Raw genomic sequence first — 15,650 nt, forward strand, 5'->3', positions numbered from 1 at the left:
CACGTCTCGGGGCAACTCTCCACTTGTGACAATGAACCGGGCCGACGGGCCCATGGAGGTCATTTCCTTGGCTGCTGCGCGCAACGCGACCACGCCCACCCCCAAGAACGGACGCGAGGCAAGTCGCCTCTCGTTCGCGAAGGTCACCGACACCCTCACCGTCCCCGACCTGCTCGCCCTGCAGACCGAGAGCTTCGACTGGCTCGTCGGCAACGACGCGTGGAAGGCGCGCGTCGAGCAGGCCATCGCAGACGGTCGGACGGATCTGCCCGAGGCCACCGGCCTCGAGGAGATCTTCGAGGAGATCTCCCCGATCGAGGACCTCGGCGAGACCATGCAGCTCTCGTTCACCAACCCTGAGCTCGAGCCGCCGAAGTACACGATCGACGAGTGCAAGGAGAAGGGCAAGACCTACTCCGCGCCGCTCTACGTGAACGCCGAGTTCATGAACCACCTCACGGGCGAGATCAAGACCCAGACGGTGTTCATGGGCGACTTCCCGCTGATGACCGCCCGCGGCACCTTCGTGATCAACGGCACCGAGCGCGTCGTCGTCTCGCAGCTCGTCCGCTCGCCCGGCGTGTACTTCGAGCGCACCCCCGACAAGACGAGCGACAAGGACATCTACTCCGCTCGCGTCATCCCGAGCCGCGGCGCCTGGCTCGAGTTCGAGATCGACAAGCGCGACCAGGTCGGCGTCCGCATCGACCGCAAGCGCAAGCAGTCGGTCACGGTCTTCCTGAAGGCCCTCGGCCTCACCTCCGAGGAGATCCTCGAGCAGTTCGCCGGCTACGAGTCGATCGCCCTCACCCTCGAGAAGGACAACATCCTCACGAAGGAAGAGGCGCTCAAGGACATCTACCGCAAGCTCCGTCCGGGAGAGCAGGTCGCCGCCGAGGCCGCCCGCGCGCTCCTCGACAACTTCTACTTCAACCCGAAGCGCTACGACCTCGCGAAGGTCGGCCGGTACAAGATCAACCAGAAGCTCGGCCTCGAGGCCCCGCTGACGGACTCGGTCCTGACCGTCGACGACATCGTCGCGACGATCAAGTACCTCGTCGCGCTGCACGAGGGTCGCGAGACCCTGCCGGGTCGCCGCGGCGGTAAGGCGGTCGACATCCGCCTCGACGTCGACGACATCGACAACTTCGGCAACCGTCGCATCCGCGCCGTGGGCGAGCTCATCCAGAACCAGGTGCGCACCGGCCTCAGCCGCATGGAGCGCGTCGTCCGCGAGCGCATGACGACGCAGGACATCGAGGCGATCACCCCGCAGACCCTGATCAACGTGCGACCCGTCGTCGCCGCGATCAAGGAGTTCTTCGGCACCTCGCAGCTGTCGCAGTTCATGGACCAGAACAACCCGCTGGCCGGCCTCACCCACAAGCGCCGCCTCTCGGCGCTCGGCCCCGGCGGCCTCTCGCGCGACCGCGCGGGCGTCGAGGTCCGCGACGTGCACCCCTCGCACTACGGCCGCATGTGCCCGATCGAGACCCCGGAAGGCCCGAACATCGGCCTGATCGGCTCGCTCGCCTCGTTCGCGCGGATCAACTCGTTCGGCTTCATCGAGACGCCGTACCGCCGCGTCGAGAACGGCAAGGTCAGCAACCACATCGACTACCTGACCGCGTCGGAGGAGGACGACTTCATCGTCGCCCAGGCCAACGCGCCGCTGAAGGCCGACGGCTCCTTCGTCGAGGACCGCGTGCTCGCCCGCAAGAAGGGCGGCGAGGTCGACCTGTTCCCGGCCGCCGAGATCGGCTACATGGATGTCTCGCCGCGCCAGATGGTGTCGGTGGGTACCTCCCTCATCCCGTTCCTCGAGCACGACGACGCGAACCGCGCCCTCATGGGTGCGAACATGCAGCGCCAGGCCGTGCCGCTGCTGCGCAGCGACTCGCCGCTCGTCGGCACCGGCATGGAGGGCTACGCGGCCGTCGACGCCGGTGACGTCATCACCGCCGACCGTGCGGGCGTCGTCGCCGAGGTCTCGGCCGACTCCGTCACGGTGCAGCTCGACGAGGGCGGCACGCAGACGTACTACCTGCGCAAGTTCGACCGTTCGAACCAGGGCACCTCGTACAACAACCGCGTCGTGGTCTCGGCCGGCGAGCGCGTCGAGGTCGGCGAGGTCATCGCCGACGGCCCCGCCACCGACAACGGCGAGCTCGCGCTCGGCAAGAACCTCCTCGTGGCGTTCATGCCGTGGGAGGGCCACAACTTCGAGGACGCGATCATCCTCAGCCAGAACCTGGTGAAGGACGACGTCCTCTCCTCGATCCACATCGAGGAGTACGAGGTCGACGCCCGCGACACCAAGCTCGGCAAGGAGGAGATCACCCGCGATCTCCCGAACGTCAGCCCCGACCTGCTCGCCGACCTCGACGAGCGCGGCATCATCCGCATCGGCGCCGAGGTCCGCCCCGGCGACATCCTCGTCGGCAAGGTCACGCCGAAGGGCGAGACCGAGCTCAGCGCCGAGGAGCGCCTGCTCCGCGCGATCTTCAACGAGAAGAGCCGCGAGGTCCGCGACACCTCCCTGAAGGTGCCCCACGGCGAGCAGGGCACCATCATCGGCGTCAAGGTGTTCGACTCGCAGGACGGCGACGACGAGCTCGGCTCGGGCGTCAACCAGCGCGTGGTCGTGTACATCGCCCAGAAGCGCAAGATCACCGAGGGCGACAAGCTCGCCGGCCGCCACGGCAACAAGGGCGTCATCTCGAAGATCCTGCCGGTCGAGGACATGCCGTTCCTCGCGGACGGCACGCCGGTCGACGTCGTGCTGAACCCGCTCGGCATCCCGGGTCGAATGAACTTCGGCCAGGTGCTCGAGACCCACCTCGGCTGGGTCGCGAAGCAGGGCTGGAAGGTCGACGGCAGCCCCGAGTGGGCGAAGACCCTGCCCGAGGCCGCCCGCGAGGCCGCCCCCGGCACCAAGGTCGCCACCCCGGTGTTCGACGGCGCCCACGAGGAGGAGATCGCCGGTCTCCTCGACTCGACGCTGCCGAACCGCGACGGCGAGCGCCTCATCGACTCCTCGGGCAAGACCCAGCTGCTCGACGGTCGCTCGGGCGAGCCGTTCCCGTACCCCGTGTCGGTCGGCTACATGTACATCCTGAAGCTGCACCACCTCGTGGACGACAAGATCCACGCCCGCTCCACCGGCCCCTACTCGATGATCACGCAGCAGCCGCTGGGTGGAAAGGCGCAGTTCGGCGGCCAGCGCTTCGGCGAGATGGAGGTGTGGGCGCTCGAGGCGTACGGCGCCGCCTACGCCCTCCAGGAGCTCCTCACGATCAAGTCCGACGACATCCTCGGCCGCGTCAAGGTCTACGAGGCGATCGTCAAGGGCGAGAACATCCAGGAGCCCGGCATCCCCGAGTCGTTCAAGGTGCTCATGAAGGAGATGCAGTCGCTCTGCCTGAACGTCGAGGTGCTCTCGGCCGACGGCACCGCGGTCTCGCTCCGCGACACCGATGACGAGGCCTTCCGCGCAGCGGAGGAGCTCGGCATCAACATCTCCGCGCGCTTCGAGTCGTCGAACATCGACGAGATCTGAACCGCCAGGTACGAAACGACTTCAGGAATCTAGGAGAGAAATTGCTCGACGCAACGACGTTCGATGAGCTTCGTATCGGCCTGGCCACCGCAGAGGACATCCGCAAGTGGTCCCACGGCGAGGTCAAGAAGCCGGAGACCATCAACTACCGCACGCTGAAGCCCGAGAAGGACGGGCTCTTCGGCGAGCAGATCTTCGGGCCGTCCCGTGACTGGGAGTGCGCCTGCGGCAAGTACAAGCGCGTCCGCTTCAAGGGCATCGTCTGCGAGCGGTGCGGGGTCGAGGTCACCAAGAGCTCGGTCCGCCGCGAGCGGATGGGCCACATCGAGCTCGCCGCCCCGGTGACGCACATCTGGTACTTCAAGGGCGTCCCCTCGCGCCTCGGCTACCTGCTCGACATGGCGCCGAAGGACCTCGAGAAGGTCATCTACTTCGCCGCCTACATGGTGATCGATGTCGACGAGGACGGCCGTCACGCCGACATGCCCGGTCTCGAGAACGAGCTCCGGCTCGAGATCAAGACCATCGGCGACCAGCGCGACGCCCGCATCGCGACGCTCATGGCGCGCAAGGAGGAGGAGCTCGCGCAGCTCGAGGCCGACGGCGCCAAGTCCGACGTCCGCAAGCGCGCCGAGGCCGCCGCCGACAAGGAGATGACGCAGGTCCGCAAGTCGGCCGACGAGCAGATCGCGCACCTCGAGCGCGTCTGGGAGGACTTCCGCACGCTGAAGGTCGGCGAGCTGAAGCCCGAGGACTCGGTCTTCCACGAGCTGCAGGACCGCTTCGGCATGTACTTCGAGGCCTACATGGGCGCCGAGGCCATCAAGAAGCGTCTGCTCTCGTTCGACCTCGCGGCCGAGGCCGAAGACCTGCACCTGCAGATCGCCGAGGGCAAGGGTCAGAAGAAGATCCGCGCCATCAAGCGCCTCAAGGTCGTCAACTCGTTCCTGCAGACCGGCAGCTCGCCGGCGGCGATGGTGCTCGACGTGGTGCCGGTGATCCCGCCGGAGCTGCGCCCGATGGTCCAGCTCGACGGCGGCCGCTTCGCGACCTCCGACCTGAACGACCTGTACCGCCGCGTCATCAACCGGAACAACCGTCTCCGCCGCCTGCTCGACCTCGGCGCCCCCGAGATCATCGTGAACAACGAGAAGCGCATGCTGCAGGAGGCCGTCGACGCCCTGTTCGACAACGGCCGCCGCGGCCGCCCGGTCACGGGCACCGGCAACCGCGCCCTGAAGTCCCTCAGCGACATGCTGAAGGGCAAGCAGGGCCGCTTCCGCCAGAACCTGCTCGGCAAGCGCGTCGACTACTCGGGCCGTTCGGTCATCGTCGTCGGCCCGCAGCTGAAGCTGCACCAGTGCGGTCTGCCCAAGCAGATGGCGCTGGAGCTCTTCAAGCCGTTCGTGATCAAGCGCCTCATCGACCTGAGCCACGCGCAGAACATCAAGGCCGCCAAGCGCATGGTCGAGCGTTCGCGCCCGCAGGTGTGGGACGTGCTCGAGGAGATCATCCGCGAGCGCCCCGTGCTGCTGAACCGTGCGCCCACGCTGCACCGTCTCGGCATCCAGGCGTTCGAGCCGCAGCTCGTCGAGGGCAAGGCCATCCAGCTCCACCCGCTCGTCTGCGCCGCCTTCAACGCGGACTTCGACGGCGACCAGATGGCCGTGCACCTGCCGCTGTCGGTCGAGGCCCAGGCCGAGGCCCGCGTGCTCATGCTCGCGTCGAACAACATCCTGAAGCCGTCGGACGGCCGTCCGGTGACCCTGCCCTCGCAGGACATGATCATCGGCCTGCACCACCTGACGACCGAGAAGCCGGGCGCCCCCGGCGAGGGCCGCGCGTTCTCGTCGATCGCCGAGGCGATCCTCGCGTTCGACCAGAACCGTCCGGGCGACATCAAGCTCGACCTCGGCGCGGTCGTGAAGATCCGCCTCGAGGGCCTGCACTTCGGTGAGGGCCAGGAGCCGGAGGGCTTCGAGCCGGGCAAGTCGTTCCTGCTGGAGACCACCCTCGGTCGCGCGATCTTCAACGAGGCGCTGCCGGTGGACTACCCGTACTTCAACAAGCAGGCCGGCAAGGGCCAGATCTCGGCGATCGTCAACGACCTCGCCGAGCGCTACCCGAAGACGGAGGTCGCCGCGACCCTCGACCGCATCAAGGACGCCGGCTTCCGCTGGGCGACCCGTTCGGGCGTGACCGTCGCGCTCTCGGACATCATCACGCCGCCGAGCAAGGGCGAGATCGTGGCGAAGTACGAGAAGCAGGCCGCCAAGGTGCAGTCGCAGTTCGAGAAGGGTCTCACGACCGACCTCGAGCGTCGCCAGGAGCTCATCCAGATCTGGACCAAGGCCACCGACGAGGTCGCCAAGGCCATGCAGGAGAGCTTCCCGACCGACAACACCATCAACCGCATGGTGACCTCGGGCGCCCGTGGTAACTGGCTGCAGGTGCGCAACATCGCCGGCATGCGAGGCCTGGTGAACAACCCGAAGGGTGAGATCATCCCTCGCCCGATCATCTCCTCGTACCGCGAGGGCCTCTCGGTCGCCGAGTACTTCATCGCGACCCACGGTGCCCGCAAGGGTCTGGCCGACACGGCGCTCCGCACCGCGGACTCCGGCTACCTGACCCGTCGTCTCGTCGACGTCTCGCAGGACGTCATCATCCGCGAGGACGACTGCGGCACCGGCAAGGGCCTCGAACTGCCGATCGGCCTCACCGACGCCTCGGGCGAGCTCGTGCGCGACCCGAACGTGGAGAACTCCGTGTTCGCCCGCTCGCTCGCGGCCGACGCCGTGAGCGCCAAGGGCGAGGTCGTCGCCGAGGCCGGCGAGGACGTGGGCGACGTGCTCATCGACAAGCTGATCGCGGCGGGCGTCGAGTCCATCAAGGTCCGCTCGGTGCTCACCTGCGAGTCGGCGGTCGGCGTCTGCGCGAAGTGCTACGGCCGTTCGCTCGCGACCGGCAAGCTCGTCGACATCGGCGAGGCCGTCGGCATCATCGCCGCCCAGTCGATCGGTGAGCCGGGCACCCAGCTCACGATGCGTACCTTCCACACCGGTGGTTCGGCCTCGGCCGACGACATCACGCAGGGTCTGCCCCGCGTGCAGGAGCTCTTCGAGGCCCGCACCCCCAAGGGCGCGTCGCCGATCGTCGAGGCCCCCGGCCGCATCACGATCGACGAGACCGACAAGCAGCGCAAGGTCATCCTGACGCCCGACAACGGCGACGAGCCGATCACGTACAACGTGCTCAAGCGCTCGACGCTGCTCGTCGAGGACGGGCAGCACGTCGAGCTCGGCCAGCAGCTCATCGTCGGCACGGTCGACCCGAAGGAGGTCCTCCGGGTCAAGGGCGTGCGCGAGGTGCAGAAGCACCTGGTGAACGGCGTGCAGGACGTGTACCGCTCGCAGGGCGTGCCGATCCACGACAAGCACATCGAGGTCATCGTGCGTCAGATGCTGCGCAAGGTCACCGTCGTCGACCACGGCGACACCGAGCTGCTGCCCGGCGAGCTCGTCGACCGGTCGAAGTACAACTCGATCAACCGCGCGGCGCTCACCGAGGGCAAGAAGACCGCCTCGGCGCGTCAGGAGGTCATGGGTATCACCAAGGCCTCGCTGGCGACCGAGTCGTGGCTGTCGGCCGCGTCCTTCCAGGAGACGACCCGCGTGCTCACGCAGGCCGCCATGGAGGGCAAGAGCGACCCGCTGGTCGGCCTCAAGGAGAACGTGATCATCGGCAAGCTGATCCCCGCCGGCACGGGCCTTGCGAAGTACCGCAACGTCACGGTCGAGGCGACGGAGGAGGCGAAGGCGGAGCGCTACCCGAACCGCATCTTCGCCGACGACGCGTCGTTCAACGAGGGCGACCTCAGCTTCGTCGACTTCGACGCGTTCTCGAGCGACGACTTCACGCCCGGCAACTACAGCTGAGCGTGAGACGCTGACCCGAAGGGCCCCGGAGGAATCCGGGGCCCTTCGGCGTCTCCCGCGCGCTTCCGCGGGCAGGCGGCGCCTCGGCGCTAGCATGAGCCGAATCGGTCACACGGGGTGCCCGGAGGGAGCGGACCATGACGAGCACGACGCCCGGAGACGACGAGCCGACGCGCGAGCGCGACGACGCGGCGGCGAACGCCGACCTCACGCCCGCAGCGCACGACGCGGACACCGAGCACCCCACCGCGGTGCTGCCGGAGCCCGTCGCGGCGCCCGGTGCGGATGCCTCGGCGCCCGCCTCGCCGGCAGCTCCCACTGCGGATGCCTCGGCGCCCGCCTCGCCCGCGGACGACGCACCGGTGCACGACGCCGCGCCGGCCGAGGAGTCCGCGACCGCGGCGCTCGGCGAGGCCCCCGGCGTCATCGAGCAGCCCGAGCCGGTGAACGACGAGCTCGACGCCAACGCCCGGCTCGACGCGGCCGTGCAGCGCGCGGCCGTCGTCAGCGACTACACCGCCGAGGACGTGCCCGAGCCGGTCGCGGCCGACACGGTCCGCCGCGAGACGTACGTCCCGGCGGGTGCCGCGGCGGGCGCCGCCGCCGGTGCCGCCACGCTCGCCCCCGAGCCCGGCTTCCCGGCCGGCCCGCAGACCGTCTACGTGCAGGCCCCCGAGCCGCCGAAGGCGAAGGGCAACCGCGGCTTCGGCATCCTCGTCGCCCTCATCGGCACGGTGCTCTTCGCGGCACTGTACCTCGGCGCCGCGTACCTGCTGCTGCTCAGCCAGGGCGACGCCGGATCGGCGACCGAGCAGCTCACCCAGTTCGCCGCCAAGCAGCTGTTCTGGGTGCCCGTGGCGGTGTTCTTCCTCGGCTTCGCGCTGCTCGCCGCGATCGTGAACAAGGGCGCCTGGTGGACCTACGCGGTCTTCGGCCTGCTCGTCGCGGCGGCCGTGTACTTCTCCTACGTGGGCGGGGCGCTCTGGTCGGTCGCGTGGACGATCACCCCGAGCGACGTGCCAGGCTTCGTGGCGCAGCGCTGGCTCGACCCCTTCGCGATCGTGGCGGCCGTCATCGCCCGGGAGATCCCGATCTGGCTGGGCGGCTGGATTGCGGCTCGAGGCCGCAAGGTGACCGAGCGCAACCGCCTCGCTCTCGAGGCCTACGATCGCGAGATCGCGGCGGGGCCGCAGGCGCAGCTGCGCTGACGTCGCCGGGAGGCCCGCGCGGCGCGGCCGCGCGGGCTACTCGCAGCCCAGCTCGGCGGCCGCGGGGCCGAGTTCGAGCTCGGCGCCCCAGTCGGCGAAGGCGAGCTCCGCGTCGCCGTCCGTCTCGGCGAGCGTGAGCGACCGGGGGAGGGGCGGGCCGTAGCGCTCGACGACGAGCACCCCGGCGCGGCTGTCGCTCGCCCCGATCTGCACCGCGAGGGTCTCGCCGTCGCCGCTCGGGGCGGTGACCGAGAGCTCAGCGCCGGAGAGGATCGCCTCGAGCAGGGCCTCGGGGTCGGTGAACGGCGCCCACTGGGCGACCGCCGGGTCGGTGCCGACCGTGCACACGCCGTCGACGAGCTCGGGCCGCCCGCTCGCGGCGGCGAAGGCGGCGTCGCCACGCACCGCGGTGCGCCCCTCATCGACGAGCATCGAGGTCGAGACGCCGTCGGCGGCGAGGTCCGCGCGGAACGCGCCCGCCCGACCCGCGTAGTCGACCGTGATCGTGCGGCCCGGCAGCAGTTCGCCGTCCTCGGACGCGACGAACTCGTGCACCGTGCCGGTCACCGCGACCGAGCCGCCGCCGCGCACCGCGTCGAGGACCCGATCGGCGAGCTCGTTCGAGGGGACGAGCCACAGCCCGTTGCCGCTCGCGCCGTCGAAGGACTCCGTGTCGATGCCGGGCGGCGCGGTCGGCAGCGGGGGCGTCGCGGCGCAGCCGGCGAGCAGCAGCGGCGCGGCGAGCAGCAGGGCGGTGCGGATGCCTCGGCGCCCCGTCTGCCGTGCGCCGTCGGCCCGGCTCATGAGGAGGCGTCCGCCGCGCAGACGCTGGCGCCGCGCTGCCCGGAGAGCGTCGCGGCGTCGAGCGAGACCTCGCCCTCGGTGCCGCCGGGACGGACGACGAAGCAGCTGCGGTCGTCGGCGAGCCCGGCGGCCGCGGGGATCCACGCCTCCGTGCCGCGAACGAGCCCGCTCAGGTCGGTCTGGGCGCCGTCGCCGTCGACGACGAACAGCTGGTAGTCGGCGTCGGGCCCGGACCAGTCGAGCCGCAGGTTGCCGGACTCGACCGAGGCGCTGAGGCCCTCGACGCGCACGCTGGAGTCGGTGGCCATGGAGACGATCCACCAGGCGAGGGCGCCGGCGAGCGCGAGGAAGGTGAGCCCGACCGAGACGAGGAACGCCGGGTGCAGCCACCAGCGCCGCGTGCGCGGCGGGGCCTCGGCGAGCTCGGGGAGCACCGAGGAGCCGCTGCCGAGGGCGCGCGCGCCGCCGGAGACGCGCGCCGCGTTCGTCGGCTGGCCGAGCGCGGCCGGCCCTGCGGCGGGCGGCGGCGTGCGGTCGGTCATCTCGGCTCCCTCGGGGTCGAACGGCTCGGCGGCGCGCAGCGGGCCCGGCCCGGCCGCGCGACCGCGTACCATGCTATATCGGTGCGCCTGCCCCGAACGGGGCACGCGCAGGAGGGGGACCGGAGTGGGCAGCACGCGACGACGGCTCGGCGCCGCCGCGCTGTCGATGCTGCTCGCCGTGCTCGGCTCCGTCGCGATCGCCGCGCCCGCCGGAGCCGCGGGGTCCGCGCCCGGGCCGGGCGCCGGGGACGTCGCGATCCCGTACCTCGGCAGCACCACCATCGACATCGCGGCGCCGTGGCGCATCACCGACTGCCAGACGCCCGCGCAGGCGAGCCCCCTCGTCGTCGGCTGCGACGAGCGGAGCATCTCCCTCGCCGCCCCCGAGTACGACCCGGATGCCGCAGCCGTCGTCGTCCCCGTCCCGCTCACCGACGGCCGCATCACGACGATCGCCGAGTACCGGGTGAGCCTCGAGGCCCCGGAGACGCCGAGCGCCGAGCCGGCCCGCGCGGTCCGCCCGACGGCGGCGGGCACGCTGCTCCGGCTGCCGATCTCCGAGCTCGGCATCGAGTGCGCGGTCTGCGACGCGGGCGGACGCCTGCGCGCGGTCGCCGTGCACCCCGCCGAGGCCGGCTCGCTCTGGGCGACGCCGACCCACCTCGTCTTCCGGGCCGCGCAGGGCTACGCCGGGCCCGCCGAGCTCGTCTACCGCTTCGCCGACGACTACGGCACCTGGTCGCCGGAGGGCGTGATCCAGGCATCCGTGCTCCGCTCCGCGGGAGCCCCGCTCGTGACGAGCGATCTCGTCGTCGCCCTCGAGGAGGGCGGGGCCGAGCTCTCGCTCGAGCAGCTCGGCTTCGTGCTCGGCGACGACGAGCTCGTGCTCGTCGGCTGCGGCACCGCGATCCGCGGCCAGCTGCGCTGCGACGCCGACGGCTCGATCGAGTACCGCGGCGACGGCGCGGCCGACCAGTTCGCCGTGCAGCTCGCGACCGCCGGCGGCGAGCAGGCGCTCGCCTCGGTCACGCTCGTGCCGGCCGCCGAGGACGAGGGGGCGGATGCCGCCTCCGACTCCCTGCGGCCCGGCACCGCGCCGATCGCGAAGCCGAAACAGGGCAAGCAGGGCGTCGCGAGCGCGATCGTCCCGCGCCGGCCCGTCGAAGACCACCACGGGGCGGGCGGTCTGCTCGCCCCGCTCCTCGCCACCCTCGACCGTGTGGGGGCCCGATGACCAGTCGCTGGAGGCGCACGCCATGAGCCTGAGACTCACGATCGATCGCACCGCGAGCCCCGATGCCGCGGGCAGCTGGGCCCTCGACGTCGACGAGGCGACGACGGTCGGCGAGGTGGCCGAGTCGCTCGGCCTGCCGAGCGAGGCGCTCGACCCCCTCGCGGGCGCCGCCGCGCCCCTCGCGGAGAGCACGCTGCTCTCCGGGGCGACCCTGCCGGCCGCCGCCGACACCTCGCTGCAGCCGGGCACGCTCCGGCTCGAGCTCGTCGGCGGCCCGTTCGCGGGCGAGACGGCCGCGGTGGCCAGGGGCGGCGTCGTGACCGTCGGCAGCGCGGCCGGCGCGACGCTCGCGATCGCGGACCCGGCGCTGCAGCCGAGCCACGCGACGTTCCGCATCGCCGACGGCGTGGCGGCCGACGGCCGGCCCGCCCCGCTCGGCGCGACCGTCGAACCCGCCCCCGGCGCGGCCGTCTGGGTGAACGGGCAGCCCGTGGAGGGGCCGACCGAGATCGTCCCCGCCGACCTCGTGCAGCTCGGCAGCAGCGTCGTCCGCCTCGGCATCGCGCCGGCCGCCGACGCCGACCTGACCCGCGACGCCCTCGGCGACCGCGGCTTCAACCGCCCCTCGCGCATCCGCCCCGCCGCCGAGCAGCCCGTCGTGCCGCTGCCCGGCGACCGCCCGGAGGACCCGGACCAGTCGCCGCTGCCGTGGCTCTCGGCGATCATCCCCGTCGTCCTCGGCGTGACCATGGCGGTCGTCTTCGGCCGCCCCATCATGCTCCTGATGGCCGCGGCGAGCCCCATCATGGTCGTCGGCTCCTTCCTCACCAACCGCAAGCTGGCGAAGAAGAAGGGCGTGAAGACCGAGCAGCAGTGGATCGAGGAGGTCCGCGTCGCCGAGCGCCGCATCGACGAGCTCGCGAAGCGGCAGCGGATCGAGCGCTGGTACCGGCTGCCCGACCCCGTCGTCATCCTCGACATCGCCACCCGCCCGCTGTCCCGGCTCTGGGAGCGGCGCCGCAGCGACGTCGACGCGCTCTCGATGCGCGTGGGCGTCGCCGAGGTCGCGCTCGACGTGCGCTTCGAGGGCGGCGGGCGCGATCGCGGCGAAGCCCGCCGCGTCGGCGTCTCGCCGGCCCCTGTCGCCGCCGAGCTGCGCGCGGGCCCCCTCGGCATCGCCGGGCCGCAGGACGCCGTGCGCTCGGTGGCCCGCTCCGTGGTCGCCAGCTGGGTGACCCTGCGCTCGCCGCGCGACGCCGAGCTCGTCGTCGTCTGCCCCGACGACGCCGCACCCGACTGGTCGTGGGTGCAGTGGCTCCCGCACGCCGCAGGCAGCGGCGCGGCGGCCGCGATCGGCAACACCGACGACACCCGGCGCGAGCGCGTCCGCGAGCTCGGCGTGCTGCTCGAGCAGCGGATGCGGCAGTCCGGGCAGCGCGGTGCCGAGCCGCCGAGCGACGTGCTCGTGGTCGTCGACGGCGCGCGCGAGTACCGCATGCTGCCGGGCATGGTGCCCCTCCTCGAGCACGGGGCGAGCCACGGCATCCACGTCGTCGCGCTCGACTCCGAGCGGGCGAGGCTCCCCGAGGAGGCGAAGAGCGTCGTCGCGATCGACCACGGCGACCCCGCCATGGCGCGCGTCGAGACCGGCGCGGAGTACTGGCCGATCGTGCTCGTCGACGGCCTGTCGACCGCGCACTGCGAGCGGCTCGCCCGCAGCCTGTGCTCGCTGCGGCACGTGAGCGGCGTCGGCGACGACGCGATGCTGCCCACCGCGGTGCGCTTCGCCGAGCTGATGAAGCTCGACCTCGACGACCCCGAGCCGCTCGTGCGGCGCTGGTCGACTCACCCCCGCAACACCTTCGTCGTCGTCGGCGCGACGGGCGAGGGCGAGTTCGCGATCGACATCTCCCGCGACGGCCCGCACGCGCTCGTCGCCGGCACCACCGGTTCCGGCAAGTCCGAGTTCCTGCAGGCGCTCGTGGTGAGCCTCGCGATGGCGAACCGCCCCGACGCCCTGAACTTCGTGCTCGTCGACTACAAGGGCGGCTCGGCCTTCGCCGACTGCGAGCGGCTGCCGCACACCGTCGGCATGGTCACGAACCTCGACGCCCGCGAGACCGAGCGCGCGCTCGCCTCGCTCGACGCCGAGCTCAAGCGCCGCGAGAAGGTGCTCCGCGACATGAACGCGAAGGACGTGGACTCCGCGTGGGCGAAGGACGCCGACACGGCCGCTCGTCGCGGCCTCGCCCGGCTCATGATCGTCATCGACGAGTTCGCCGAGCTCCGCACCGAGCTGCCCGAGTTCATCGACGGCCTCGTCCGCATCGCCCGCGTCGGCCGCTCGCTCGGCGTGAACCTCGTGCTCGCGACGCAGCGGCCCTCCGGCGTCGTGACGCCCGAGATGCAGTCGAACATCAACCTGCGCGTCGCGCTGCGGGTCACCGACCGGGCCGACTCGGCCGACATCCTCGGCTCGGGCGAGGCCTCGCTGATCAGCGCCTCGACGCCCGGCCGGGGCTACGTGCGCACGGGACCGGCCTCGGCGCCGGCGCCCTTCCAGACCGCCCGCGTGGCCGGCATCCGCCCCGGCGTGCAGCGCCAGGTGAAGGTGCTCCCGCGCAAGGCGCCGCTCGAGTGGGACGAGCTCGGCTACCCCGTGCGCTACCCCAAGCCGGTCTCGACCCAGGCGCAGAACACCGACCACGACGACACCGACCTGCGCGCGATCGTGAACCTCATCACGGCGGCGACGGTGCAGCTCGGCGTGCCGAAGAACCCCTCGCCGTGGCTCATGCCGCTGCCGACGGTGCTGCCGCTGGAGAAGTTCCAGGACGAGGCCATCCCGGAGCAGTCGATCGTGCTCGGCCTCGAGGACGTCCCCGGCGAGCAGTCGCAGCGCAGCCTCACGTGGCGCGTCGACGAGGGCTCGCACGTGCTCTTCCTCGGCGGGGCCATGTCGGGCCGAACGACGGCGCTGCGCACCGTGCTCGGCCAGCTGGTGCAGGAGTTCTCGCCCGCCGATCTGCACCTCTACGTCATCGACTTCGGCAACGGCGCGCTGCTGCCCCTCGTCGACGCGCCGCACACCGGCGCCGTCGTCACGCAGCTCGACGCCGACCGGCTGCCCCGGCTCGTGCAGCGGCTGCTCGAGGAGCTCGGCCGCCGCCAGGCGGTGCTCTCCGCCGCGGGCGTCGGGCACATCTCCGAGCAGCGCGCCCAGTCCACGCCGGAGACCCGCCTGCCCTACGCGGTCGTCGCGGTCGACGGCTGGGAGCGGATGCTCTCGACGATGAACCCCGACCAGCTCGTCACCTTCCGCGACCAGTTCATGCGGGTGCTCCGCGAGGGGCCGGCGGTGGGCGTTCGGGTGCTGCTCACCGGCGACCGCGGCATCACGGGCGACAAGGTCGTCGCGTTCATCGACGAGCAGTACGTGCTGCCGATGCGCGACATCGCCGACTACCGCACCGCCGGCATCCTCGCCCGCGACATCCCGCTCGACCTGGCACCCGGCCGGGTGCTGTTCGGCGCTGCGGGCGCCGAGGCGCAGCTCGCCGTGCTGAGCCGCGACACGAGCGGCGAGGCGCAGACCACGGCGCTCCGCCGCATCGTCGAGCAGGTGCGCGACCACTACGACCAGTTCCCGCAGTTGCAGGCCCTGCCCTCGCCGTTCCGCGTCGACCCGCTGCCCGGCCACTTCGCCCTCACCGCCGCGTACGAGCTGCCGCTCGGCGACTCGGGCCCGGCCGACGGCCCGGTCGTCGCCGTGGGCGGCGACCAGCTGTCCCGGTTCACCCTCGACTGGCCCGCCGACGGCGGCTTCCTCGTCACCGGCGCGCGCAAGTCCGGCCGCTCCTCGGCGCTCGCCGCGATCGTGCACCAGCTGGCGTGGCGCAAGACCCCGCTCGTCGTCGTGTCGACCCGCGACTCGATCCTCACCGAGGTGGCGGCGGCGCACAGCATCCCGGTCGTGCAGGGCGGCGACCTCACGCCCGCCGAGCTCGACCCGATCCTCGACGCCGCCGGCGAGCACGTCACCGTCGTCGTCGACGACGCCGAGCAATACAAGAACGCGCCGCTCGAGCACGCGCTCACGGGCGCGAAGCACCGGGCGACGTTCATCGTCGCGGCCGACTCGGAGTCGCTGTCGACCCTGTTCGGCGGCCCCGTGGTCGAGGCGAAGCGCTCGCGGCGCGCCCTGCTGCTCCGTCCCGAGTCGACGATCATGGGCACGCAGGCGATCGGCACGCCCGTGCCGAAGTTCATGCTGGGCCGGGGCACGCCAGGCACGGCGGTGCTCACGACGCCCGGCGGCTGGCTGCCGGTGCGAGTGCCGGACATTCGGCAGTAGGCGCCCTCCGG

General features: G+C 71.8%; 7 protein-coding genes. 5 read left to right on the forward strand and 2 right to left on the reverse strand.

Going from position 1 to position 15,650, the window contains the following annotated elements:
- Nucleotides 1-67 precede the first annotated feature (67 nt).
- The 3 genes from rpoB to IEY71_RS02295 all read left to right on the forward strand — a co-directional run bounded on the left by rpoB (nt 68) and on the right by IEY71_RS02295 (nt 8,705).
- Nucleotides 68-3,559, forward strand: coding sequence for a DNA-directed RNA polymerase subunit beta (rpoB, locus tag IEY71_RS02285; protein WP_189083685.1), 3,492 nt, complete (start codon nt 68-70; stop codon nt 3,557-3,559).
- Nucleotides 3,560-3,600: 41 nt separating this feature from the next.
- Nucleotides 3,601-7,497, forward strand: coding sequence for a DNA-directed RNA polymerase subunit beta' (gene rpoC, locus IEY71_RS02290; RefSeq protein WP_189083686.1), 3,897 nt, complete (start codon nt 3,601-3,603; stop codon nt 7,495-7,497).
- 137 nt (nt 7,498-7,634) lie between these two features.
- Complete coding sequence (locus IEY71_RS02295) at nt 7,635-8,705, forward strand: hypothetical protein (protein WP_189083687.1); 1,071 nt, start codon at nt 7,635-7,637, stop codon at nt 8,703-8,705.
- Nucleotides 8,706-8,741: 36 nt separating this feature from the next.
- Here IEY71_RS02295 and IEY71_RS02300 read toward each other — a convergent pair whose 3' ends face one another.
- Together IEY71_RS02300 and IEY71_RS02305 are read right to left on the reverse strand one after the other, a co-directional pair.
- A complete protein-coding gene (locus tag IEY71_RS02300; RefSeq protein ID WP_189083688.1) occupies nt 8,742-9,509 on the reverse strand; it encodes a hypothetical protein in 768 nt (255 codons plus the stop codon).
- Nucleotides 9,506-10,123, reverse strand: a complete 618-nt coding sequence (locus IEY71_RS02305) for a hypothetical protein (protein ID WP_189083689.1) — start codon at nt 10,121-10,123, stop codon at nt 9,506-9,508. Before IEY71_RS02305 ends, IEY71_RS02300 begins: the two co-directional genes overlap by 4 nt.
- Nucleotides 10,124-10,175: 52 nt before the next feature.
- On the opposite strand from IEY71_RS02305, the gene IEY71_RS02310 reads away from it, so the two are divergent.
- Nucleotides 10,176-11,285 (forward strand): hypothetical protein, encoded by a 1,110-nt coding sequence (locus IEY71_RS02310; RefSeq protein ID WP_189083690.1) that lies wholly within the window; start codon nt 10,176-10,178, stop codon nt 11,283-11,285.
- 22 nt (nt 11,286-11,307) lie between these two features.
- Nucleotides 11,308-15,639 (forward strand): type VII secretion EssC family protein, encoded by a 4,332-nt coding sequence (locus IEY71_RS02315; RefSeq protein WP_189083691.1) that lies wholly within the window; start codon nt 11,308-11,310, stop codon nt 15,637-15,639.
- Nucleotides 15,640-15,650 lie beyond the last annotated feature (11 nt).

Source organism: Agromyces mediolanus, from assembly GCF_014648575.1.
GTDB lineage: Bacteria > Actinomycetota > Actinomycetes > Actinomycetales > Microbacteriaceae > Agromyces > Agromyces mediolanus.

Excerpts from the sequence above, each read along its gene's own strand:
- IEY71_RS02295 (WP_189083687.1), top strand. The coding sequence starts at position 7,635 with ATGACGAGCACGACGCCCGGAGACGACGAGCCGACGCGCGAGCGCGAC.
- IEY71_RS02300 (WP_189083688.1), bottom strand. The coding sequence starts at position 9,509 with ATGAGCCGGGCCGACGGCGCACGGCAGACGGGGCGCCGAGGCATCCGC.
- IEY71_RS02305 (WP_189083689.1), bottom strand. The coding sequence starts at position 10,123 with ATGGTACGCGGTCGCGCGGCCGGGCCGGGCCCGCTGCGCGCCGCCGAG.
- IEY71_RS02315 (WP_189083691.1), top strand. The coding sequence starts at position 11,308 with ATGAGCCTGAGACTCACGATCGATCGCACCGCGAGCCCCGATGCCGCG.